Below are 22780 nucleotides of genomic sequence, written 5' to 3' on the forward strand. Positions count from 1 at the left end.
TCCAAGCACGGCGATGTTCATAAGATACCCCGGTCTCATCATCCACACCACATAAGAAAGCCCGTCGAACACAACGGGATATCAGGTGATAGTAACCAGCGTTTTCAGAATCAATCAGGTCACTGCGTTTGATGGCCATTATTGCTCCTTAATCAATGAATTCACATTATCAACAAAGGAAGCTCATAAAAGAAGGCGAGAACAACATCGAGACAACTCAGAGATTGAAGATTGATAGCGTGAGTGATTGTCGATATAGTGACTGTCAGTAGTTGTTTGCTCTTGAAAAAGAGTTATCTGAAATTGGCTATCCAGCCGGGTAGAATTTATGTTGTTTGCTTGTCTCTGTTCATCACGTAGCGGTCGCTGAGCGAATAAATCTGAATCAAAAAAGCAGCCACTCAAAGATACTAACATCACCCTTCAACTGAAGGATATTAGAACGCCTCAATTGAGGTTAGAGCATAGGAAGGAGTACATATTGGAAAATGGAAGTTTGTATATTCTAATTGGAATCGTCGTAGTTTTAGTTATTCTGAATTCCTTAGCTTCATACGTTATTCTACATACACATTTTGAGGTTAAAGAGCGCCGAACGTATCAGCTGATGTTCGTTTGGGTATTGCCGTTTATTGGCTCAATTTTTACGATTCTCATTAATAGAGAAGACTATTTTACTGATCGAAGGCTTAAGAAAGTAGGAAATGACTCCAATATTACTAATACCCAAGCAGCAAATATGGGTTCAAGTGTTGGGAGTAGCACTGAACCATAAATACGTAGCTTGAAATAGGTGATTGATGCAAAATACACTTAGCGAAATCAATCGTTCGGCATTAAATATTTCGAGTATGATAAGTATCTTAATAAGTAAGCGAAGTTTAAATTTAAGGGAACCGTTTTGGACAGACAAGAATTTGCAAGAAGATTTTCAGAATGACAATTATCGTATCTCAGTACAATAGAAGCTCTTAGTAAAAACAAAGATATAACATGGCATAGCTATTTTAGTTATGCTCACGTTGAAGAAGTTGGCTCTGTATCTATGGTCCTAAAAAAGGATAAAACAGGCCCAGAATCTAAAAATTTGAAAGAATTAAATAGCTATATAAAATTTTTGACTGGTGATGGTTTTAGTCTAGAAGTTTTGGTTGAATGGTCGCTAGATAGTTGTATATTCCATGTTGCATCATGGGAAGATGATGAGGAACCAGAGTGGCCTCAAGATATTAATGGTGGGTTTGTCTTGAGGTGGCTACCGGCTAAAGACTCTGAAAGTTTAGGTATGTGAATCACGGGTTAGATTCGCTGAAACGATGAGTGTATGGCAAACTCCATCACGTAGTTGACGCTCGAGTTTATGTAATTTAAAGTTTAATTAAATAAAAGTGGTCACTCAGAATCCACCGAATCTACCCTTTTGTTTAAAACCAGCTAATAAGTGTATTCACAATGACTGAAATTGAAATCGAAAGGTATTTAGCGAAACTTTCTGATTCTAAGCTGGTAGAGCTCCTCTATCGGTCATTAGCGGAAAGAAATTCAGGATGTGATAAATTACTTCTAGCGGAAACCTACAAAGCTGAGAATTCAGGTGCTGCTCATGTAGCTTTAGTAGCCATTCCACCATCAGGGTTTCCCATTACAAGTAATGAACGAGATGACTTTTTAGAAAATGGTTATTGCAGAAAATGTGAGATAGAAGTAACTGCAATTGCAAAAGAAGCAAATTGTCCTGTATGCAACTCTTTTGTTGGTTTAACTTAGTGGGTATTACCTCGACAACGCAAAGCATTTGATGAACTGCTGATTGAAACGTTTGACTTGAATATCACATAGTCGTCGCTCGTAATATAAATTAGTTAAATCAAAAGTCGACATTCAAAAATATTAACATCACCCTTCAATTGAAGGATAATAGAACTCCTCAATTGAGGTTAGCGTTAGCGTAATACAGGAAAATCAAACAAAGAGGAATTTATGAATAAATTATTCGCGATAGTAATATTTGTAGTAAGTAGTAACTTTGCCCAAGCAGCAGGTACTATTACTGGAAAAATTCACTCCATTCAGGCAAGAGAATCCGGTTATATCGAGATTACATTTGAGGAAACACATTCGAACCCTGATGAATGCGGTCAGGCTAAAAAAGTTGTTATTCCTCCAACCCATGTTGCAAAAGATGAAATCGTTTCATTTTCCTTGGCTGCGATGGCACAAGGGAAAACGAGCGCATACTACGTATTGGGTTGTTATGAACAATACAATACCTCTTATCCAATTGCTCTAACTGGTGCAATAAAAAACAACTAAGCTAACAAGTTTGTCAAGCGGGACAGCTTTAGCGTCGCTTCACTTTTGTACTTGAATAGCACAAAAGTAAACCAACTACAAAGCTACCCCTTACAAAGGCGTTGAACGTCCACTTTCAGGAATCAATTTCACTGTCATGTTCTAAATCTTCCAACGACTGCTTTATGGCAAACTCCGCCCTTGAGAAAAAATATCCTACTTTTAACGAATCACTATTTTTAAGGTAAAACTATTTGTCGACATTCAGAATCTACTCGCTTAAGTATTGTCGGTATCCTAAACTTTCCGTGCATGGACTTAATTTTGTTTTTTGCAGTTTCTAGATTCATTCCAGCCGTCGTAATATAGAGAGGTTTTTTACTGTCACCACGAAAAACCTGGTATTTTTCTCCGGTGCCAGAGAAGCTATTTTTAGCGACACCGATGATAGGTATTTTAGAGTCAATAGCTTTGTATAAATGTGCCCCTAAGCCGTCTGTTTGATCGTCACCTAATGTTACATAACCATCGATGACAATAATCTCAGGCTCGATTTTTATTTTTTTTAGTAGTGCCAACACACAAGGTAACTCTCGCTTGTAGAAACTACCTGATTGATAAGGTAGGATTTCGTCAACGCGAACACTGACGACCGCTTCAACTTCGGCTGACTCCCAATCCTTAAACAAAACACCCGATGCTATCGCGTAGTCATCACCGTTATAATGGACATCGATCGCGAGCTTCATTTTTGTGACTGACTCTCAATTAAAAATAACTTAACGGCGCAATCACACATTTCTGCAACTTGTTTTGAGTCATTGGTCTGCAAATATATCCCATCAATCACTAACCGAGCGATACCGTGCAGTGTGCTCCAAATCACCTGAGATAAGCGAAGATCACTGAATCCTTCAGGTAATATACCCTGGTCTTGCCATGACTTAATAAAATCACGTTGATATTGAAAAGCGGGGTAGGCATCTTTTTTAAGTGCCCCGGTATTGTGGCTTTCTTTCCAGATAGGTTGACCAAACATTAAGTCATAAAGATCCGGATTTTCAACCGCAAAGTCTACATAAGACTGCGCAAACTCACGAAAACGCTGTTCTTCTGAAATATTCGATTTGTCTTGAATTGTCTTGAGTCGATCAGTCCATACTTGAAAACCAAACGCCGCGATGGCGCAGAGTAACTCATTCTTATTTTTAAAATGATGGTACGGAGCGGTTCTACTTACGCCGACTTTTTCAGCCAATTTACGCAGTGATAGCGCGTTGATCCCTTGGGTTTTAATGATTTCAAGTCCAGCGGACAATAGCTGATTACGCAAGTCACCATGATGGTAACTGGCTTTCTCGGTATGGATATCAGGACTTTTATACGACATGAAGCTATCCTATCAACCTATCTTGACACTGTCAAAATAGATCACTATAGTAATCAAACCTGACTAATTAATAAACTACTAAACCTATGACTGCGACACCAGAAGCCTTGGCTAAATACCCGAATTTACTCGCTCCGCTCGATCTCGGATTCACTACAATCAAAAATCGTGTTTTGATGGGTTCAATGCACACCAACTTAGAGGAATCAGAAAACGGATTTGAAAAACTAGCCGCTTTTTACGGTGAACGAGCCAAAGGTGGTGTGGGATTAATCGTTACCGGAGGCATTGGTATTAATCCAGAGAGTGCTGTTTTTCATGGCGCCGCTATCCTCACTAACGATCAAGAGGTTGCTGAACATAAAAAGGTGACTGATGCAGTTCATGCTGAAGGTGGAAAAATATGTGTTCAATTTCTTCATGCAGGTCGATATGCCGCCAGTCCCACTCTGGTCGCACCTTCTGAAGTTCAGTCACCCATTACACCATTTAAGCCCCGCGCACTGTCAGAAGATGAAGTTGAAGGTCAAATCGCCGACTTTGTCCGTTCAGCAAAACTCGCACAAGAAGCAGGTTATGATGGTGTCGAAATAATGGGTTCGGAAGGGTATTTTATTAATCAGTTTATCGTTAAGCACACCAATAAGCGCGATGATAAATGGGGGGGTGATTATGAAAACCGTATTCGATTACCGATTGAAATTGTCCGCCGAGTTAGGGAGGCCGTTGGCGAGAAATTTATTATTATTTACCGCCTTTCGATGCTCGACCTGTTAAAAGAAGGGAGTACCCTAGACGAAGTTGTCGCGCTCGGTCAACAAATTGAAAAAGCGGGCGTCTCGATTATTAATACCGGTATCGGTTGGCATGAAGCCCCCATTCCAACGATTGCGACCAAAGTCCCAAGAGCAGCGTTTACTTGGGTAACAGCGAAAGTTAGAGAGTCCCTCTCTGTACCGGTGATTACCTCCAACCGAATTAATACGCCTGAGGTTGGTGAGGAAGTTATTGCACGCGGCGACGCGGATATGATTTCGATGGCGAGACCATTGCTAGCCGACTCTGACTTTGTGGTAAAAGCCGCGACTGATCGCGCTGATGAAATTAATACGTGTATCGGCTGTAACCAAGCCTGTTTAGATCATGTATTTGAAGGTAAGCCGACCAGTTGTTTGGTCAATCCAAGAGCCTGTGCAGAAACAGAGCTCAATATTAGTGCGACTAACACCCCTAAAAAATTGGCGGTAATCGGTGCTGGTCCTGCGGGCTTGGCATTCGCGACCACAGCTGCACAGCGTGGACATCAAGTGACGCTTTTTGATGCAGCGAATGAAATTGGTGGACAGTTTAACTATGCGAAACAAGTACCGGGTAAAGAAGAATTTTATGAAACGATCCGCTATTTTGCTCGACAAATAGAACTCACGGGAGTGGATTTAAAACTTAATACTCATGTAGACGTCGAAAGCCTCAATAACAGTGAGTTCGACGAAGTTATTTTAGCAACCGGTATTACACCGCGAACGCCTGAACTTGAAGGTATTGATCATCCAAAAGCGTTAAGTTACCTGGATGTTCTTAGAGATAAAAAGCCAGTCGGTAAAAAAGTCGCGGTTATCGGTGCGGGTGGTATTGGTTTTGATGTTAGTGAGTATTTATCTCATGAAGGTGTGGCACCAAGTCTTGATATTCCGACTTTTATGAAAGAGTGGGGAGTTGATATGAGCATGCAAGCACGCGGAGGTGTCGATGGCGTTAAGGTTGAATTTCATCCTTCTCCTAGAGAAATTTTCTTACTACAAAGAAAAGCGAGTAAGGTGGGTGCTGGCCTCGGTAAAACCACGGGTTGGATACACCGCGCTGGGCTGGCAAAACGCGGCGTTAAAATGCTGCCAGGTTGTGAATATTTGAAGATTGATGATCAAGGATTGCACATTAAAATTGGCGAGGAGTTTAAAATACTTGAGGTTGATAATGTTGTGATTTGTGCAGGCCAGTTACCTAAAAGAGATTTAGTCGATGGGTTAACCAAAACTTATCACCTAATTGGCGGGGCTGATGTAGCCGCAGAGCTTGACGCGAAACGAGCGATCAATCAAGGGACGCGATTAGCGGCAGAAATATAGAGTTCAACATTTCAGATTGTTGATTTTCAAATTACCAAGCCCTCGCTGATAATCAGTTGGAGGGCTTTGTTAGATAACTAACTATTTAATACCGCAGCTTTTTGTGCATCAAATTCGGCTTGAGTGATAACGCCACTTTCTTTGAGTTGATTGAGTTTCTCTAACTCTGAGGCTTTTGATAAGTTTTCCTCAGGAGAGTTGGGTACAACAAAACACCAGACTAAAGCCACTATCCAGCCGATACCAAAGAAAAGCCCACCGAAAATATTAATTAATATGATTGCGGTTGTATGCTGATGTTTTTTGACTAGCGCGATTATGGTTGGCAGTAACGCCAAAGGTAAAATCAACAGAAGAATAACGAATATATTGCCAACACTAATTCCCATCAATAGTCTCCATATTTTAAATAATTGTTTATTATTCCTTGGGGATTGAGATTAGACTGTACTTATCTTGAGTAATTGTTGCACAAAGCGTTAATTTGATAAACCGTTAATCCATCAAAGTTTGAGATTTTGGATCAAAGCTTAAAACTTGCCATTATTATTTTTCCACTCTGATTTTTCTGGAACTGTCTCTCGGGTGTCCCAATGTTCAACGATTTTATTATTATTTACGCGAAAAAGATCGTAAAAAGAAGAATGAATACCATCAAAGAAACCTTCGCATACACTGAGAACAAAATTGCCTTGGGCTAAAACGCGATGCAACGTTTGATAGTTAATCTTAAACTCAGAGGTCGATGTATTTTGTAATAATGTTTTTTTTAGTTCTCTTAAACCATCTTGTGAGAATGGACTGTGTTCAACAAAACTATTTTCACAAACGTATTGTTCAATTTGACTCATATTGTGAGGGATAACAACATTTCGGATAAATGCTTTGACTAACTTTCGATTAACTTCTGTTTTTTCAAGGTCTTTAACTGCAACTGTCCCATCAACCATAGAACGTCCCGATCGATTTGGGCCGAGCCTTGCTTGAATATTGTCCCAATGCTCAACCGCATAATCACCGTCAAATCGAAAAACTTCAAATCCGATTCGTCGACTTGAAAAATCATATTCGGTGTGGCCAAAAACAAAGTCGCCATCCTCAAATATTCTTACAATATTAACGCTAGGGTTAGTCTGAGAAAGACGTTTGAATAAAGCTGCGAGTCCTTCACCGCCCTCAAGAGTTTGTGGGTTGTGCTGAATGTATGTTTGTTCGTTCACTACCTTGACGGAATTAGGATCGCCTGTCTCAATACCTTTTAACAAAGCGACTATTTTTTGTTTTCGATCGATAGGCGTAGGCATAGTTATTACTCGGCGATGCAGGTTTTATTTCGTCCCTGTTTCTTAGCTTGGTATAATGCCATATCAGCCTTGTTTAACATATCATCAACTGTACTCATATAACTATGGTAGGTCACTAGTCCACTGCTTATGGTTATTTTTTCTTCATCACCAATTAATGGCGTCGGAATTTCGCTAACTGCAATTCGGCATCGTTCAGCAATCGCATAGGCTTCGTTTTCGCTCGTATTAGGAAGAAACAGCAAAAATTCCTCACCACCAATTCTTCCTAAAATATCGCTTTTTCGGAGTAAAGGTAAACACTGCTTGGCGACACTTTGTAATACTCTATCGCCGACTTTATGGCCATACTTATCGTTAAATTGCTTAAAGTGATCAATATCAAACATTACCAACGAGAGTGTTGAACCACCGCGCTCGACGCGTATAAATTCCTTTTCCACGAACTCCATGATATGTCGACGATTCGCAAGTAAAGTCAGCTCATCGGTTCTTGCTAACTTTTCAAGTACTTTCCTATTTCTGATGTATCGCCATATAAGCAGTAACAAGGAGAGTACTAAAAGCGCGCCTAGTACTAACACCCAATATTGAAAACGAGCAAGTTGTGATTTTTTCTCAAGTTCTAAAGTCGTAAAACGATTCTTTTCCACAAGCAACTTATTTTCATGCTCTTTACGCTCAGTATCAAAGGCGACCCGCATTTCAGTAATTCGCCGTTCGCGATCTTCTTGTTGGTGAAGTTTGAAATACTCAATATACTTATTTTGAGCCTGATAGGCCTGCTCAAAGTCGCCAATCGCAGCGTAAGTTCTCGATAAACTTTCAAATGCTTTTTTAAGATTTTGGAGTGATTCTTTTTCCTCGAATAAAAGAATCGCACTGCGATAAGTCGCAATACTTTTATCGACATCTCCTAATTCGTAGTAAACCTTACCAAGATGAATTTTTACTTGTGCAATTTGGATAACTTCCCCGAGAGAGCGAAAAATATCAGTGGCTTTTTCAAGTTGCCTTTTTGCTGATTCGATCTGTTGACGATTTAAGTCAATAATACCAAGGCCTTTCAGCGCAAATGCGACGCCGGCATCATCGCCAATTTTTTCACTGACCTGATATGACTGATTGAAGTAACTGGCCGCTTGCTCGATTTCTCCGAGATCTTGATAAACCCGAGCGATATTGTATGTGGTCGTTGCTAGATTAAGTAAGTTATTGCTCTGCGAGGCGCTTTCTTGGATTTCTAAGTAAATATCTAAAGCTTTTTGGTAGTCTTTAATATAGACATAGAGGTTTGCAAGGGAGTTTTTTGCAAGTCCTAAATTAAAAGTATCGTTATTGGTTTCTGCGACTTGATACGCTTTATGCAAGTCGGCGAGGGCACTTTCTACTGTGCCATGGTAGGCATTAAGATCACCTCGTGCGCGATAGGCATAGGTTGCCAGCTTTGCTGAATCTAACATTTCAGCGATCTGAATTCCCTGGTTGTAATATTTACTCGCAGTTTTAATGTCACCTAAGAACTCTAGTGCGTTTCCATAACACACGATTAATTCACCATAGCTCGGACTTAACTCTAATGAAGCAAAGCGCTTAAGACCTAAAGATGCGACGTCTTTTGCCTCTTGTGCATGGCCCAAGACAATATTTTGTTCACAGTCGAGTCCAAATAAAACTAAATTTTCGTTAGAAACACTATCACCAAAATTATCACGGAGATCATCAATCTGCTGCCTTGCACTGGCAGGATCATGATTGATTAGTTGTTTAATTTGAGCGAGCTGGCTACTCACATCAGTGATCGGTTCACTGGAACCTTTTTCAATTGATTCTGTGGCAATCGCTTGAACTGAGCAAATGACGAGGAATAAGCCGCTTAAACAAAGATTAACTGTTGAACTAGAGAGTCGCATTTAAAGTAGAGCTACTAGGTTGGTTGTCTGCATAATTAAATCGATTCATTATGCGATCAAGTATAGACGGTTAATCGAATACTACCAGCAACAGAAGTACTTGAAGATTGATTACTCATTGAGACGTCATTGAGAGAACTTGTTAACAAGAATGTGCTGAGTTGCGTTGTGACAATAGCTATTCAACTAGCGGATTAGTTGGCTGACAAAGTCTGCAAGGTTTTCAAAAATAGGTAGGTTTTCGGGGAGCCCTCCTTTTGCAATTGTTCGCTCACCTTTACCTGTTTTTACTAAGGCTGGCTTGCATCCGGCATTTAGCGCACAGTTGACATCTGACATAGAATCGCCGATAAACCAGGTATCAGCGGGGTTAGCTTGAAATAGCTCGAGAAGTTTTAGCGCCATCCCCGGATTGGGCTTGCGGTTGGGACCGGCTGTATCTGGATGATCCGGACAAAATTCTAAGGCGTCGATGTGGGCTCCGTGCTCCGCTAACGCTAGTTCCATTTTCTTATGCATCAAAGTCAGGGTCACTTGATCGAAGTATCCCCTGGCAATACCGGATTGGTTGGTAGCAACTGCGACTTTAAAGCCAGCTAAATTAAGCTTGGCAATGGCTTGAAGACTCGAGTTTATGGGGATCCATTCATCCGGAGATTTTACATAATTGTCGGAATCAAGATTAATTACACCGTCTCGGTCGAGAATAACGAGCTTGTTATTTGTTATCATAGCTGCGCCGCTAACGAATGTTATTAGAATTATTGATAGTTGATTAGTCAGGGAAACACCCAAAGGAGTTCCCTGACCTTTAACTGATCAGACCAAATAGTAACAATTACTTTTGTAGAAGCGAAATGTCAGCTATTTGTAAAAATAATCCTCTGAGTTCAGTAATTAACGCGAGACGGTTATTACGAACTTTAGGATCTTCAGCATTGATCATGACGTTGTCAAAAAAGTTATTGACGACTGATTTTAAGCCCGCCAACTTATCGAGCGCAACTTGATACTCGCCGTTTGCGGCACTACTGGCAACAAAATCTTTGTTTTCCTTAATTGTAGAAAAAAGAGCTGCTTCGTCTGACTCAAAAAGTGTTTCGTCAATCTGAATAGCGGTTGGATCAAATTCAGATTTTTCTAAAATGTTCTTAACGCGTTTGTTGGCTTCAGCCAAGTCGGCGCTTTCTTCTGACTGATTAAACTGAGCGACAGCATCGACTCTTTTTGCAAGATCAGTGGGCTTAGTAATTTTTAGTGCTTGTACCGATTGAATGGCTTGTGTTGGAATATTCATGGCTTGATACATCGCCAACTCTCTTGCAGCAAAAAACTCGAGTAATTGATTTTTAGTGTTCTCCTCAAGCGTAATATCCTGATAACTGGAGATCGACGCATCGATCAATTCACTTAAATTAAGATTCAACGATTTCTCGGTAATCAATCTTAGTACACCAAGCGAAGCGCGGCGAAGGGCAAAAGGATCTTTAGCACCCGTCGGAATTTGATTAATCCCGAAAATACCCACTAAGGTATCAATACGTTCGGCAATTGCGAGGATTAAGCCGGTAGTCGTTTGCGGTAGCTCATCACCAGCAAAACGAGGCATATAAACTTCATCCATAGCGGCTGCAACTTCAGCGGGCTCTCCATCATTGGTGGCATAGTAACGGCCCATAATGCCTTGAAGGTCGGGAAATTCATAAACCATGTCAGTCATTAAATCGCATTTGCAGAGTTCTGCTGCTCGGCTTACTAGCCCAACGTCGGCGTTTAACATTTGCGCGATTGAATTAGCCAACGCTTTAACCCGTTGAGTCTTATCGAACAAAGTGCCCAGTTTATTTTGGAATAAAATCGTTTTTAGTTTCTCAGTGTAATCAGCGAGTGATTTTTTACTATCAGTGTCATAGAAAAATTTAGCATCCGCTAATCTTGGTCGAATAACTTTTTCATTACCCTCGATCACCGAGTGAGGATTACGGCTTTCAATGTTGGAGATAGTAATAAACTTTGGTAACAAGTTATTGTTCGCATCGACTAAATGAAAGTATTTTTGATGTTCTGCCATTGAAGAGATTAGTGCTTCCGAGGGAACATCTAAAAAAGCTTTATCGAAGTTACCTGCAAGGGCCACCGGCCACTCGACGAGTGCTGCAACTTCTTCTAATAATTCTTCATCGACTACCGCCGTTGCATCCAGTTTTTGCGCAATTGATTCAACTTGTTCTCGAATTTTTGCTTTGCGGGCTGCAAATGAAGTAATGACTTTAGCTTGATTGAGTGCTGAATCATAGTCAGCTGCTACACGAATAGTAATCACTTCTGGGGCGTGAAAGCGATGCCCAAAAGTTTGATTAGACGCTTCAAGCTCGAATAATTTAACCGGTAATATCTGCTCGCCTAAAATGGCCAGGATCCAATGAACAGGACGGGTAAATTGCGCACTTGAGTCTCCCCAGCGCATGGCTTTTGGAACAGGCAGTTGGTTGACTGCTTTTTCTAGCACGTCCTGCAGCAGCTCGCTGGTCGCTTGACCTTTGACATCGGCGATAAAGGCAAGCCGTTCGCCTTTGTCAGTCTGCTTACGAGTTAATTGATCAACTTCAACACCGTTGGATTTAGCAAATCCAACGGCAGCGGGTTTCGGATTTCCTTCTTGATCGAATGCTGCTTGAACCGCCGGTCCGAGTTTTTCTACTTGCTTATCGGCTTGCGCGGTATCCAAATCAGTGAACCGAACCGCCAATCGACGTGGTGTAGCAAACCATTCACTGTCAGTAAAAGTCAGTGATAGCGAGTCTAATGATTGCTTGATGCTGTCGTGTAGCGACGCGGCAAGCTTGGGCAGCGCTTTGGGTGGTAACTCTTCGCAACCTAATTCAAATAGAAAGTCTTGTTTAGTCATTGATTTTCTCCTGGTTGCTATCCTGCTTGCAAATAGGGAAACCTAATGCTTCTCGAGAATCATAATAAGCTTGAGCGACTGCTCGCGATAACGCGCGCACTCTTAAAATATATCTTTGACGCTCGGTAACTGAAATTGCATGACGGGCGTCTAATAAATTAAACGCATGTGAAGCCTTTAGCACCATTTCATACGCGGGCAACGGAAGTCCTTTTTCGATTAACTGCTGACTTTGAGTTTCACAATAATCGAAGAAACCAAATAAGTAATCGACGTCAGCATGTTCAAAGTTATAAGCGGACATCTCAACTTCGTTTTGATGAAAGACATCACGATAGGTGACTTGACCCTGTGGTCCTTCAGTCCAAACGAGGTCAAATATGCTATCAACGCCTTGCAAGTACATTGCAATCCTTTCTAAACCATAAGTAATTTCGCCGGTAACCGGCTTGCATTCGAGTCCGCCCACTTGTTGAAAGTAGGTAAACTGGGTGACTTCCATTCCGTTTAACCAAACTTCCCAACCGAGTCCCCAAGCGCCTAGCGTAGGAGACTCCCAATTATCTTCAACGAATCGAATATCATGTTCTAGCGTATCGATACCCAAAATGTTTAAGGATTGGAGGTATAAATCCTGAATGTTTTTGGGAGACGGCTTCAAAACTACTTGGTATTGATAATAGTGCTGAAGTCGGTTCGGGTTTTCACCATAACGACCGTCGGTCGGACGACGACATGGTTGAACATAAGCGGAGTTCCATGGCTCGGGACCGATCGAACGTAAAAAAGTGGCAGGATGAAAGGTACCCGCGCCGACTTCTAAATCGAGCGGTTGAACAATGACGCAGCCTTGGTTAGACCAAAACTCCTGAAGTGCCATAATCAGACCTTGGAAAGTCTGTGGAGCACCAGTGATTCCTTTGTTTGTACTCATATAACCCAGAACGCAATTGCGTTATTAATGGTGATAAATAAAGGGCGGATTATAGCAATCCTAATACAGTGATCCTATGGTTAAAATTCGCGATCTTTAGTGAATCTTCAGAATTTTAAGTCCTAAGCTGGTCTAAAACCCTCAAAAATGTCGCAGGCTCCGGTCTGACCCGGTAGTTGTTGGTTAAGTCGGTGAATACAATATTGCCGTTAGCGTCGGTGATAATCAGGGTAGGCATTGGCACATCTGAATCATATCCAAGCATTTGCATCCCCAGCGGGAGTCCATTTTCGACACAGATACCCAGGTATTTTGCGGCTTTATTATCGAGATCTTGAAGAAAAATTAACGGGGCTTTAAATCGCTTTGCGAGTTTTTGGGTGTAGTGCTGGGGTTGTGGACTGACCATAACTACTTGCACGCCACGGTCGGCCAATTGTTGATAGTCAGCCGCGATTTCTTTGATTTGCGCCATACACAGTGGGCACCAGTTACCCCGGTAAAAAAGCAGTATGCTTGGAGCGCCCGTCAATTGATTCGTTTCAAAATTGTTTTGGCTTAAATCAACTAAGCTCAAGTTGGGTAATTTATTGCCTACTTTTAGTATCGAATTACGCCGATTGCCAAAGCTTGAGTACCAATAAAGGTATAACAACCAACCGATAGGAACGGTCGACTCTAGAATCAAGTTTATCGCCTTAAATCCGTCATTGACCCAATTGCCGAACAGGATAAATCCAAAGCCGATAAAGATCATTAAAGTAAAGAAGGACAAGCTTTTATCGGTTCTCGCTTTAGACTTTGTCAGCATCAACCCATCAAATAGCAGTACAACGGGGGCTGAGCTGATGAAAAGGCCAAATGCATACCAATTAAACCCGGCGGTGAGGAGTTGGTGAATACTCATTATCAGAATTAAATGAGCCACTAGAATATAGCTGGAAATAAAAAATGATTTGAGCATGTAACTACTTTAAGTGATTATTCAAATGATTGTTATCTATGATAAACAATCGCGACACTGATCAACACGACTTGGCGATATGACATCGCTTAAATTTTTTGCCAGAGCCACAAAAGCACTCGTCATTTCGGCCAATTTTTATCGGCGGTAGATGTTCGCCACTGGTATAAAACCACTTATCATTTTGCTTAACGAAACTCGATTTTTCATGAAGTTGCTTGACGCCTTGGTCATCAAAAAAAGCAACAAACTCAACGCTGCCAGTTAAAGTATTTGGGTGCAAGTCGGTACGAATAACCTTTAAACCAAGCCACTTTGTGGAGTCAATCGTTTGCTGTATTTGGGCGCGACTGTCGGGTTCAACTGGCCAATGGGTTGATACGAGATAGCAAGCATTGTTGCTGCAAAACGCGCTGTAGCGTGATCGCATTAGCGCCTCCGGCGCATCCGCTGGTTGTGTTCCCGTTAAGATTGGCTCGCAGCAATCTGCAAATAGTTTTCCAGAACAGCAGTAACATCGCATAGTGTCAACCTAATTAAGATTTTGCATTCTCACTTCAATGGTTCTTGTTGCTTGTAATGGTTGCCCCGCATTGCACTGACCGGCGCTTGTCACTTGATAATAGTTTGTGCCACCTATCGTCGTCGCAGTGCAGGTGGTATTCGCTGTACAACCGTTGACGCCGTTAGTTGTAAAAGTATAGTTTTGATTGGCGCAAACGCCAGCACCTCCGCCCACAGGAAAAATTCTTAGTCCTTGTAATTGAGCACCCGACTCAGCTGCAAAAAAAGCCCGCGTTGAAATGACTTGCTGTGCATTGGCAAGATTAGATTGTGCGTTTATCTGAACGAGCGCCGCGGCGAGTAAACCGACGATAATGATAGCGAAAAGCAAAAATGCCAAACTCAGTCCTCGTTGCTGCCGGGGAAAGTGTTTTACTGGCAAAGTTAAGCGTGCCTCATGGAACATTTCGAATATGGACCTCATGAAAAACGTCAAAAGCTTCTTCGTTACCGGCTAAATTTCGATTTCGGTTTTGCATTTGGAAATTAATCTGCAATAAGCCCGCTCGGCTTAAAGTGCCTGCTTGATAATTGAATACGGTTCCATTAGCGCGATAGTTTTCTGCGATTAGCTCACTGTTACCCGCCGCTGGTGGTGTTGGCTGTGCGAGTGCTATCGGATACCCGGAATAACGTGTTAGTTGACCATTAGTATCGTCTAAACAAAATGAAATCGGCGTGGTTAATAAATAGAAACGGTCTTGTGGTGAACGACGTGAAAAGGTTGTCGGTCCGGTAAGATTGATTTGTGATTGGTTGCCCAGATCAACAATTGACGCTACATCGCCTAGAGTGCCGGCAACCGAATAAATGTCTGTCGGGTTGATCGGCATTATGGCGACGATCAAACCCGCACTAAAGTTAATATCAAATTCGACTGCATTAAAGCTAGTGATTGCCCCATTGGATGGTAAATTCAAATAAGTCGAACCATTAACAATATTCATAAACTCTACACAATGGACACCTGCATTGACATTGACTCGAATACTCTGTGGTAAAGCTTCTCTGGCCTCTCGAGCGATCCGTTCAGTGGTCCACTTTGCTGATTGACTGAGTTGATTGCGATCTTTGGCGTCGATATAACCGGTGATACTGTATTCGGTGAGACTGGTCAGAGAAATCGCTAAGATAGCCGTGATAGTGATCACGATAATCAGTTCGAGTAGACTAAACGCTTGCTGCTTTGCCCAGCGCATTAGAAGTTGCCCTTATATTGGCTGAAAACAAAAGGGGTGCCTTCCGGCGTTGTAACAGTGAGTTCAACTCGTTTCATATCTTGAGCAGCCAGGCCAAAATCGCCGCCAGCGTAAGTCACCGTCGCACTGACTGAAAAGCCGGTGAAACCAGAGCGAATGTTGTCTAGTGCATCTCTAGGTGGTGATTCATTTAAGCCATTGAAGTCATCAATGTCATCAAAAAGCGCGCGGGTTTCACCTTCGTTACCGAGGGCGGCACTGCAAGCCGCTGCTGCAGGAGAATTGCAGCGTTGTGCGTTACCTGCAGGGGAGTTTTCGTCATAACGTTTTAAGCTGATTTCTTCCAGATAAGCTTGCGCCAGTTGAGCGGCTTTGACTTGAATCACTGGAGACACTGAACGCAACTGTTGCTGACTCATGTAACTATAAAAAAGTACAATGACAATACTGGTCAAGGTAATGGTAATCACCAACTCGATCAATGAGTAACCCTTTGTCTTTTGTTTGCAATTAAGCATGACACTTTTACCGATTAACATCGTCGAATGAGTCCACTGGCTTCAAAACAGACTTGTGCGGTGGAGTCTCCAGTAATGGTTATAGTAGCCGCAGCAGTCTGGCCAAGTCTATCGAAAGTAATGTTACTTACGGGCGAAATTGTCAGTTGTGGATCCACTGCAACAGGATAAACAAATCCACCCGCGGCAAATGCTGCGCCATCAGCAAGCAAGTTTATCTGATTGGCCGATAAGGCCAAGGTAAATGCCCTTGCAGAATCATTCATGGCGAGTTGTTGAGTTAGCCGGCCAGCAGCAATGATTTGTTCGGCGACAGCATCTTGCGAATAGTCGCTAGAGGAATTTGGTCTTAGACCAATATAGGCCACAATGATTGCCAGGATGGCAATAACGACAATAAGTTCTACTAACGTAAAAGCCGCCTGATGGGCAGGCGGCTTACTTGTTCTTCTCAATGCGGTTTTTTTATTAGCAAGTTGCGCTGGTTGCTGCATTGACGACATTCGGTGACGCGCCCGCGGCACCTGGTTCTGTGTAAGTAACTGTGCATCCAGCTTGACCAGTGTAGGTAAACACACCTGCTGCTTCTGATACATCTGGGGCACCAGTTAAATCAACAACAAGGTCAATTGCAGCTTCCGTTGGGTAACCGAACGCGGTAGCAACGGTTACGCCGTTAACATCGACTTCTGCACCCGCAGCACCACCAGCAAGGGCTTCGGTGCCGTTAATTAAAGACTTTGAATAAACTAAAGTTGCTGCGCTACGCACAGAACCTTCTACACCGCCCATTACAGACGCGCGAGCATCCGCTTGAAGATTGACGAATTGTGGAATGGCCACAGCTGACATAATACCTAAGATTACGATCACGACAATTAGCTCGATTAACGTAAAACCAGATTGTTTTGCTTGAAGTAATTTCACTCTACTTTCCCCATGTTTTAGCCTGCAAAAAGGCTGCTCAAATTTAACTCTAACTCAAGTGTAGCGAAAAAATCAAAAATTTCAATAAAATTAATTGTTTATCGTTACAATTGAAACTAATCCTTTAACTGCGTCATATTCTATTTGCTGGTCATCTATCCGACCATTTCGATATACGCAAATATTATCCACAGTAATATCGACCCAATATCGACTTTCCTTAGCCGATATCGATAATTCTGGTTGCAAAGGGCCTAGTACCCGTTGCCAAATTGCCCGACAGTCTTGGACTGTACTGGGTGACTGTCTGTAACTAGAAGCGTCTTCATTAGCAACAGGAAAGCCATTGTTGTTGAACATTAACCGATTGATTTTAATCGATTTATTAGTATTACTCCGCTCGTTAGCTGCGCGCACTATAAACTGGTAATTAGCCAATCTAATGCCATTTTCAAAAGCGGAGTAATTTAAAGCAAATGCTCGCCGCTCAAGATTGTTTATTGAGCTGGGTTCTTTATAAATTAGCCAATAAACCGCAAACAACACGAATAGCGCTATTAATCCGAGATAGAAAAGCCGGTTTTTAAAACTCGTTGTGGTTAGCAAATTAGCCTCGTCTTCCGGCCGAGGTGAGCTCCCACATGGGTAAATAAACCGCTAACATCAAGATCAATACAATACCACCTATGAATACAATCATAATTGGCTCGATATAATCAGACAGTTTCTTGAGGTCGTAATCCACCTGCTCTTCATAAAATAGCGCAACCTGCTCCAACATTTCGTCTAATTGTCCGGTTTCTTCCCCGACCGAGACCATTTGAATGACCAGCGGTGAAAACATTTCGGTTCGTGAGGCGACTAAGCGAATTGACTCGCCATTCTCTACGCCGCCGCGCATATCTCTGACGTGCTGAGCGACCCAATCATTATCGACAACTTCGGCGACGATATTTAAGGCGTTAATTAACGGCACACCCGAGCGAATCATCATGCCAAAGGTTCTCGAAAACCTAGCCAGAAGCGCACGATAGATGATATCGCCAATCACTGGAAATTTGAGCTTTATTCTGTCCCACCAGAGTTTTCCTGCTGGGGTTTTAATGTATTGCAGAAAGCCGACGACCGATCCGACCGATAGTAATCCGACTAGCCACCAATAATTAAGGAAGAACTCACTGGTCGCCATAAGAATGCGGGTTGGCAGCGGTAATTGGCCAGCATTAAACTGGGCAAAGATCGAACTAAATTGGGGGATTACCCAAATGTTAATAATAATAACGGCTGCGACGATTGCTAAAGTAACAAACATTGGATAGCGCATCGCGCTTTTGATCCGTTGTCGGGTTGTTTGTTCTAGTTCAAGATATTCGGCAATTTGCCTAAAGGCTTCCTCCAGTCGCCCGGAATTTTCGCCCACGTGAATCAAGCTGACATAGATGGATGAAAAAATGTGATCGTGTCGTGCAAATGAAGAGGCGAGATTATTACCAGCGTTTAGGTCGCTGTTAATCGATTCGAGCGCTTCTCGGAGCGCAATAGAATTGGTGGTTTCCAATAGTCCAGCGATTGCTCTGGTTAAAGGGATTCCCGCTTTAGTCAAACTGTACATTTGACGGCTGAACATCACCAGATCTTGTAATTTGACACTCCGAGAACGGAATATTTTACCGATGTCGGCATCGAGCAAACTTTCGGATTCGCTTTTTTCAGCGATGTTAACCGGCACGTTACCTCGAGATAGTAAGCGATCAGCAACGACTTCTCGGTTGACTGCTTCCATTGTTCCGCTGATAGACTCGCCGCTCGCGTTTTTGGCGACATATTCAAAAGTAGCCAATGCTTATCCTTCCTCTACCGACTCACAAACTCTCAACACTTCATCAACAGTGGTAATGCCCTCTAGTGCTAAGTTAATTGCAGATTGACTTAAAGGTGTGAAGAATTCAGATTTTCTCGCTAAGCGACTAAACGTATCAAACTCTTTTTTGCGGATAGCCTCTAACATGCCTTGGTCCGGCAGTAATATTTCGAAAATAGCGGCACGCCCTCGATAGCCAGTGTTATGGCATTGCGTACAACCCTTGCCATGCTTCCAAACCGTTGCTTCGGTCACTTTATCGCTCTCTTTTTTGAGCCAGGCTGTCTCAGTTTTACTGGCGGTGTAGTCCTCACCACAAAATGAGCAAATCCTGCGTACGAGTCGCTGAGCAATTACTCCTCGCAAACCTGATGCGAGGAGGTAAGGCTCGGCACCCATATCAGCTAATCGAATGGCTGCAGATAGCGTATCGTTGGTATGCAATGTGGATAAAACTAAATGTCCGGTAACCGCAGCGCGTAAACCAATTTCGGCAGTTTCTTGATCGCGCATTTCCCCTACCAAGATGACATCCGGGTCCTGCCTCAAAACGGTCCTTAGTACCTTTGCAAAAGTTAATCCGATTTTATTATTCACTTGAACCTGATTGATCCGTGATAACTTATATTCCACAGGATCTTCAATGGTGATTATTTTTTTCTCAGGAGAATTCAGTTCAGATAAGGCTGAATAAAGCGTGGTTGTTTTACCACTACCAGTTGGACCGGTAACCAAAATCAGTCCGTGAGGATAATCGAGGAGTCGATGAATTTCTCTCAGTAATTTAGGCTCAATACCTGTTTGTTCTAATTTGAGTAGTCCGCCACTTTGATCGAGTAATCTCATGACTACGGATTCGCCGTGTTGAACCGGCATAGTTGATAAACGAATATCAACGTCGTGGCCTCTCGCTCTAATTCTAAAGCGACCATCTTGTGGGATTCTCTTTTCGGAAATATCCAAACCGCACATGAGTTTGAGTCTTAAGACAAGTGCAGGAACAATTCTGGTTTCTTTAATTATCTGTTCCTGTAATTGGCCATCGACCCGCATTCTGACTCGCAGAACAGTTGCATCGGGCTCAATATGAATATCGGAAGCTTTCATTTGGATTGCTTGGTCAAAGATTGACTGCAATAGTTTTGCGACTGGCGCTTCTTCGTTGGAAAGGTTGTCATTAAGACCCGGTAAATCAAAACTTTCATCACCTAGCTCGTCTTCGAGTTCTTCCGCCAAGCTAGAGATTTCATTACTACCACGATAGAGATTATCAATATTAGCCAGTATTTCTGACTCTATCGCGACGCAAAGTTTTATCGGCTTATCGAGTTTTTCTTGCAACTGATCGAACTTGTCTAAGTCAGTCGGATCCGCCATCACAACGAGGTAATCGCTGTCTTTTTCGTCGATAACAAGTGCTCGGAACCGACGAGCATTCATTTCTGATAATTTGTGAATAGCTTCTGTATTGATCTTGAATCGAACAAGATCGATATATTCGATTTGAAGTTGTTGAGCAAGCAAGGTTAACAGTTGCTTCTCATCAACATATCCAAGACTGACAAGCAATTTACCTAATCGCTGTCGATTGGTTTTTTGTTCTTTTAAGGCGTCATCAAGCTGCTTTTCAGTGATCGCACCTTTTTCGATTAGCAAGTCACCCAGTCGAACTTTTTTTAATAACATAGCTAGCCTTGATACTGATTAATTTTACTTTCCGCAAATTGCGCCTGACGCTGATTAAGCCGCCGATCGCTTAGTGCGTTTTGAAAGCTTCGTTTGGCTTGAACAAAATCGCCCAAAGCATCAAATGAGATCCCGAGGGCAAGATAAATGTCCCCTCGATTTGGTTCATCTTGTAATATCTTCGAGTAATCACCGATGGCCAATTGATGTTTTTCAAGCTTTTGTCGAGCTAATGCTCGTATCTGCAAAAGCTGAGTGATTTGATTCGCTTCTAAATTGAGGTCCAGCAAAATGTTCTCGGCTAACTCAAACTGATTATTTTCGAAATAGTATCGAGCTGCGGTAAGTCGGTACGCTGAAATCTGTGGGAATGAATCTACACTCTGTTGGAGCAGCTTGGGCAGTTCGATGAATTGATTTTTAATCGCATGGTTGATTAAAAATAATCTTGCTTGATGAAATTCTGGATCTTGTTGCAGTAGTTGGTTTACTCGCTGTTGAGTTTGTGAAAATGCTTCAAATCGACTATCACTCTGTATTTGTTGCAATGATTTGAGTCGAAGCGTTTCTTGAGACTGCTGAATCATCGGAACCGAATTATTTTGATTGACTGCTTTTGGAGAAGTATCGTTCGATTTGTTTAGATTGCTAGCGGCATCAGCCACAGCGGTTTTAACCGCGACATTTGGTTCATCACTATTGGTTAGTATTTGGCTGTTTTTATCATTTAAATCAGTTTTTAAAGCTTTAGTGTGACTTTTTTTAGTATCGTTATTACTTGCAACCTTGTTTTCACTCGCGACAACAGGATTATTCGCATTAAGCATGTTGTTGGATGATATTTCAGCCAGTTTCTCTTTTTGCATGCCGTGACTTGCTGGTGGCGACTGGGCTGTTTCTAACTGGGTTGGCTGAATAGAATTGACCGATGTTTTGGATGGAGCACTAGTAGAAGACGATGCGTTAGCGGAAGACGCTAGATTAATTTTGGGCGGTAAATTATTTATTGTGGTGCCCGACTGATCAGTTGGTTTGTTAGTTAGCTTGTCTTGCTGCGTATGATGAGCGATTAAGTCAGTCGGTTGGTTCGTAATTCCATATTGCCAAAATAGAAACATAATCAGCGACAACACAACCAGTGTGCTTAAAATAAAGAATAGAGGCCTTTTGCTTTTTGATACTGCTTGCATATTGAGTGGCCGCGATGATTGTTGCTGCCCCTCAAGATCACGTAGCATTTGATTGACGACGCTCATTTTAATACCTACTACGCATTACAACCCACTCCCCATTAACCCCCACACGGCCATAGCAGAGCCGCTGGCGAGGATAGCAGAGATAGTGAACAAGGGCTTCAGGTTATCTTGCAGCCAGGTATTTATAGACTCTGTGTCTTTTGCTGCGCGTATCACATTGAATGCGGTTATTTTTTGTCGGTTTTGCCCATAAGCGAGTAACAGCGCTTTGTGACACAAAATATTGATCAAGCGTGGCACACCTTTCGAGTACTGAGCGATCATTTGATTAGCAAGCCATGAATACTGAATCGATTGCTCACTCGCGATAGCCAGTCTGCCAGTAACATATTGTTGGATTTGTTGGTTGTTTAAAGATGTGATCTGATAACTGAACACGATCCGCTGTTTTATTTGACGCATTTGTTTTTTGGCTAGCGTTTTATCTAACTCTGGTTGGCCAAACAAGACTATTTGTAATAGTTTTTGATGCTCGGTTTCGAGGTTGGTGAACAGTCTTAAAGTTTCCAAACCTTCTTCATCGAGCTGTTGCGCTTCATCAATCAGCAAAACTACTGGACCATGTTTTTTGTTGAGGTTAAGTAGCCGAGTTTGAATTCGTGCAGACAACTGATCTTCGCGACAGTTATCGGTAATACGTAAGCCTAACTCTTTAGCCAGGGCAAATTTTAGTTCTCGCGCGGATAGTTTTGGATAAGGAATATAAGCTAGCTTACGAGTGTTTTCGAGTTGATTGAGCAGTAAACGGCACAACAGGGTTTTACCCGTGCCTACTTCGCCAACGACTTTGACGAGCGCTTCGCCACTATTGAGGGCGAAAGTCAGTGTGTTAAGTGCCTCTACGTGAGTCGGTAATGGACAAAAAAATGCCGTGTCTGGTGTCAGACTAAATGGCAATTTTTTCATCGCAAATCGGTAAAGGTACATGGCACTAATCG

At 42.2% G+C, this 22780-nt stretch carries 24 protein-coding genes; 4 read left to right on the top strand and 20 right to left on the bottom strand.

What is annotated here, in order from left to right; genetic code table 11:
• Positions 1 to 1045 precede the first annotated feature (1045 nt).
• The 3 genes from FLL45_RS17240 (at position 1046) to FLL45_RS17250 (ending at position 2313) form a co-directional block, all read left to right on the top strand.
• Positions 1046 to 1291: a hypothetical protein gene (locus FLL45_RS17240; RefSeq protein ID WP_142943350.1), complete on the top strand. Its 246-nt coding sequence runs from the start codon at positions 1046 to 1048 to the stop codon at positions 1289 to 1291.
• Between the two features lie 161 nt (positions 1292 to 1452).
• Positions 1453 to 1767, top strand: coding sequence for a hypothetical protein (locus FLL45_RS17245; protein ID WP_142943351.1), 315 nt, complete (start codon positions 1453 to 1455; stop codon positions 1765 to 1767).
• A gap of 213 nt (positions 1768 to 1980) precedes the next feature.
• Positions 1981 to 2313, top strand: coding sequence for a hypothetical protein (locus FLL45_RS17250; RefSeq protein WP_142943352.1), 333 nt, complete (start codon positions 1981 to 1983; stop codon positions 2311 to 2313).
• A 218-nt stretch (positions 2314 to 2531) separates the two neighbouring features.
• On the opposite strand, the gene FLL45_RS17255 is transcribed toward FLL45_RS17250, so the two are convergent.
• Together FLL45_RS17255 and FLL45_RS17260 are read right to left on the bottom strand one after the other, a co-directional pair.
• Positions 2532 to 3041, bottom strand: coding sequence for an endonuclease V (locus FLL45_RS17255; protein WP_142943353.1), 510 nt, complete (start codon positions 3039 to 3041; stop codon positions 2532 to 2534).
• A complete protein-coding gene (locus FLL45_RS17260; RefSeq protein ID WP_142943354.1) occupies positions 3038 to 3682 on the bottom strand; it encodes a TetR/AcrR family transcriptional regulator in 645 nt (214 codons plus the stop codon). The genes FLL45_RS17255 and FLL45_RS17260 overlap by 4 nt, the downstream gene beginning before the upstream one ends.
• 86 nt (positions 3683 to 3768) lie before the next feature.
• Between FLL45_RS17260 and FLL45_RS17265 the strand changes: the two genes are divergently transcribed.
• Positions 3769 to 5808 carry an NADPH-dependent 2,4-dienoyl-CoA reductase gene (locus tag FLL45_RS17265; protein ID WP_142943355.1) on the top strand — a complete coding sequence of 680 codons (2040 nt, stop codon included), beginning with the start codon at positions 3769 to 3771 and terminating at the stop codon, positions 5806 to 5808.
• 77 nt (positions 5809 to 5885) lie between these two features.
• On the opposite strand, the gene FLL45_RS17270 is transcribed toward FLL45_RS17265, so the two are convergent.
• From FLL45_RS17270 to FLL45_RS17355, 18 genes are all read right to left on the bottom strand, one after another.
• Entirely contained in the window at positions 5886 to 6197 is a 312-nt protein-coding gene (locus tag FLL45_RS17270; RefSeq protein ID WP_210247228.1) for a superinfection immunity protein, read from the bottom strand.
• Between the two features lie 141 nt (positions 6198 to 6338).
• The gene (locus tag FLL45_RS17275) at positions 6339 to 7112 is read right to left on the bottom strand and encodes a nuclear transport factor 2 family protein (protein WP_142943356.1); all 774 of its coding nucleotides are present in this window, start codon (positions 7110 to 7112) and stop codon (positions 6339 to 6341) included.
• 5 nt (positions 7113 to 7117) lie between these two features.
• Positions 7118 to 9025, bottom strand: coding sequence for a tetratricopeptide repeat-containing diguanylate cyclase (locus FLL45_RS17280; protein WP_142943357.1), 1908 nt, complete (start codon positions 9023 to 9025; stop codon positions 7118 to 7120).
• Positions 9026 to 9211: 186 nt separating this feature from the next.
• Positions 9212 to 9757, bottom strand: coding sequence for a D-glycero-beta-D-manno-heptose 1,7-bisphosphate 7-phosphatase (gmhB, locus tag FLL45_RS17285; RefSeq protein ID WP_142943358.1), 546 nt, complete (start codon positions 9755 to 9757; stop codon positions 9212 to 9214).
• A gap of 106 nt (positions 9758 to 9863) precedes the next feature.
• Positions 9864 to 11933 (bottom strand): glycine--tRNA ligase subunit beta, encoded by a 2070-nt coding sequence (glyS, locus tag FLL45_RS17290; RefSeq protein ID WP_142943359.1) that lies wholly within the window; start codon positions 11931 to 11933, stop codon positions 9864 to 9866.
• Entirely contained in the window at positions 11926 to 12867 is a 942-nt protein-coding gene (gene glyQ / locus FLL45_RS17295) for a glycine--tRNA ligase subunit alpha (protein WP_142943360.1), read from the bottom strand. Before glyQ ends, glyS begins: the two co-directional genes overlap by 8 nt.
• Positions 12868 to 12982: 115 nt before the next feature.
• Entirely contained in the window at positions 12983 to 13831 is an 849-nt protein-coding gene (locus FLL45_RS17300; RefSeq protein ID WP_142943361.1) for a peroxiredoxin family protein, read from the bottom strand.
• Between the two features lie 61 nt (positions 13832 to 13892).
• Positions 13893 to 14354 carry a YchJ family protein gene (locus FLL45_RS17305; RefSeq protein WP_142943362.1) on the bottom strand — a complete coding sequence of 154 codons (462 nt, stop codon included), beginning with the start codon at positions 14352 to 14354 and terminating at the stop codon, positions 13893 to 13895.
• Positions 14355 to 14363: 9 nt separating this feature from the next.
• Positions 14364 to 14801 carry a hypothetical protein gene (locus FLL45_RS17310; protein ID WP_185964527.1) on the bottom strand — a complete coding sequence of 146 codons (438 nt, stop codon included), beginning with the start codon at positions 14799 to 14801 and terminating at the stop codon, positions 14364 to 14366.
• Complete coding sequence (locus FLL45_RS17315; protein ID WP_142943364.1) at positions 14791 to 15594, bottom strand: type II secretion system protein; 804 nt, start codon at positions 15592 to 15594, stop codon at positions 14791 to 14793. Before FLL45_RS17315 ends, FLL45_RS17310 begins: the two co-directional genes overlap by 11 nt.
• Complete coding sequence (locus tag FLL45_RS17320) at positions 15594 to 16133, bottom strand: pilus assembly FimT family protein (protein WP_142943365.1); 540 nt, start codon at positions 16131 to 16133, stop codon at positions 15594 to 15596. Before FLL45_RS17320 ends, FLL45_RS17315 begins: the two co-directional genes overlap by 1 nt.
• The gene (locus FLL45_RS17325) at positions 16127 to 16615 is read right to left on the bottom strand and encodes a prepilin-type N-terminal cleavage/methylation domain-containing protein (protein WP_185964528.1); all 489 of its coding nucleotides are present in this window, start codon (positions 16613 to 16615) and stop codon (positions 16127 to 16129) included. The genes FLL45_RS17320 and FLL45_RS17325 overlap by 7 nt, the downstream gene beginning before the upstream one ends.
• The gene (locus FLL45_RS17330) at positions 16581 to 17039 is read right to left on the bottom strand and encodes a type II secretion system protein (RefSeq protein ID WP_142943367.1); all 459 of its coding nucleotides are present in this window, start codon (positions 17037 to 17039) and stop codon (positions 16581 to 16583) included. Before FLL45_RS17330 ends, FLL45_RS17325 begins: the two co-directional genes overlap by 35 nt.
• Before the next feature lie 90 nt (positions 17040 to 17129).
• Positions 17130 to 17645 carry a hypothetical protein gene (locus FLL45_RS17335; protein ID WP_142943368.1) on the bottom strand — a complete coding sequence of 172 codons (516 nt, stop codon included), beginning with the start codon at positions 17643 to 17645 and terminating at the stop codon, positions 17130 to 17132.
• A gap of 1 nt (position 17646) precedes the next feature.
• Positions 17647 to 18879, bottom strand: coding sequence for a type II secretion system F family protein (locus FLL45_RS17340; protein WP_142943369.1), 1233 nt, complete (start codon positions 18877 to 18879; stop codon positions 17647 to 17649).
• Positions 18880 to 18882: 3 nt separating this feature from the next.
• Entirely contained in the window at positions 18883 to 20586 is a 1704-nt protein-coding gene (locus tag FLL45_RS17345; RefSeq protein WP_142943370.1) for a GspE/PulE family protein, read from the bottom strand.
• 2 nt (positions 20587 to 20588) lie between these two features.
• Entirely contained in the window at positions 20589 to 21842 is a 1254-nt protein-coding gene (locus FLL45_RS17350; RefSeq protein ID WP_142943371.1) for a tetratricopeptide repeat protein, read from the bottom strand.
• Positions 21843 to 21860: 18 nt separating this feature from the next.
• Positions 21861 to 22748: an ExeA family protein gene (locus tag FLL45_RS17355; RefSeq protein WP_185964529.1), complete on the bottom strand. Its 888-nt coding sequence runs from the start codon at positions 22746 to 22748 to the stop codon at positions 21861 to 21863.
• Positions 22749 to 22780 lie beyond the last annotated feature (32 nt).

It is taken from the genome of Aliikangiella marina (assembly GCF_007004765.1).
Classification (GTDB): Bacteria; Pseudomonadota; Gammaproteobacteria; order Enterobacterales; family Kangiellaceae; genus Aliikangiella; species Aliikangiella marina.

Bases quoted from the DNA above. Each gene is read 5' to 3' on its own strand.
- FLL45_RS17240 (WP_142943350.1), top strand. From the start codon at position 1,046: ATGGTCCTAAAAAAGGATAAAACAGGCCCAGAATCTAAAAATTTGAAA.
- FLL45_RS17245 (WP_142943351.1), top strand. From the start codon at position 1,453: ATGACTGAAATTGAAATCGAAAGGTATTTAGCGAAACTTTCTGATTCT.
- FLL45_RS17250 (WP_142943352.1), top strand. From the start codon at position 1,981: ATGAATAAATTATTCGCGATAGTAATATTTGTAGTAAGTAGTAACTTT.
- FLL45_RS17255 (WP_142943353.1), bottom strand. From the start codon at position 3,041: ATGAAGCTCGCGATCGATGTCCATTATAACGGTGATGACTACGCGATA.
- FLL45_RS17260 (WP_142943354.1), bottom strand. From the start codon at position 3,682: ATGTCGTATAAAAGTCCTGATATCCATACCGAGAAAGCCAGTTACCAT.
- FLL45_RS17265 (WP_142943355.1), top strand. From the start codon at position 3,769: ATGACTGCGACACCAGAAGCCTTGGCTAAATACCCGAATTTACTCGCT.
- FLL45_RS17270 (WP_210247228.1), bottom strand. From the start codon at position 6,197: ATGGGAATTAGTGTTGGCAATATATTCGTTATTCTTCTGTTGATTTTA.
- FLL45_RS17275 (WP_142943356.1), bottom strand. From the start codon at position 7,112: ATGCCTACGCCTATCGATCGAAAACAAAAAATAGTCGCTTTGTTAAAA.
- FLL45_RS17280 (WP_142943357.1), bottom strand. From the start codon at position 9,025: ATGCGACTCTCTAGTTCAACAGTTAATCTTTGTTTAAGCGGCTTATTC.
- gmhB (WP_142943358.1), bottom strand. From the start codon at position 9,757: ATGATAACAAATAACAAGCTCGTTATTCTCGACCGAGACGGTGTAATT.
- glyS (WP_142943359.1), bottom strand. From the start codon at position 11,933: ATGACTAAACAAGACTTTCTATTTGAATTAGGTTGCGAAGAGTTACCA.
- glyQ (WP_142943360.1), bottom strand. From the start codon at position 12,867: ATGAGTACAAACAAAGGAATCACTGGTGCTCCACAGACTTTCCAAGGT.
- FLL45_RS17300 (WP_142943361.1), bottom strand. From the start codon at position 13,831: ATGCTCAAATCATTTTTTATTTCCAGCTATATTCTAGTGGCTCATTTA.
- FLL45_RS17305 (WP_142943362.1), bottom strand. From the start codon at position 14,354: ATGCGATGTTACTGCTGTTCTGGAAAACTATTTGCAGATTGCTGCGAG.
- FLL45_RS17310 (WP_185964527.1), bottom strand. From the start codon at position 14,801: ATGTTCCATGAGGCACGCTTAACTTTGCCAGTAAAACACTTTCCCCGG.
- FLL45_RS17315 (WP_142943364.1), bottom strand. From the start codon at position 15,594: ATGCGCTGGGCAAAGCAGCAAGCGTTTAGTCTACTCGAACTGATTATC.
- FLL45_RS17320 (WP_142943365.1), bottom strand. From the start codon at position 16,133: ATGTTAATCGGTAAAAGTGTCATGCTTAATTGCAAACAAAAGACAAAG.
- FLL45_RS17325 (WP_185964528.1), bottom strand. From the start codon at position 16,615: ATGTCGTCAATGCAGCAACCAGCGCAACTTGCTAATAAAAAAACCGCA.
- FLL45_RS17345 (WP_142943370.1), bottom strand. From the start codon at position 20,586: ATGTTATTAAAAAAAGTTCGACTGGGTGACTTGCTAATCGAAAAAGGT.
- FLL45_RS17350 (WP_142943371.1), bottom strand. From the start codon at position 21,842: ATGAGCGTCGTCAATCAAATGCTACGTGATCTTGAGGGGCAGCAACAA.
- FLL45_RS17355 (WP_185964529.1), bottom strand. From the start codon at position 22,748: ATGAAAAAATTGCCATTTAGTCTGACACCAGACACGGCATTTTTTTGT.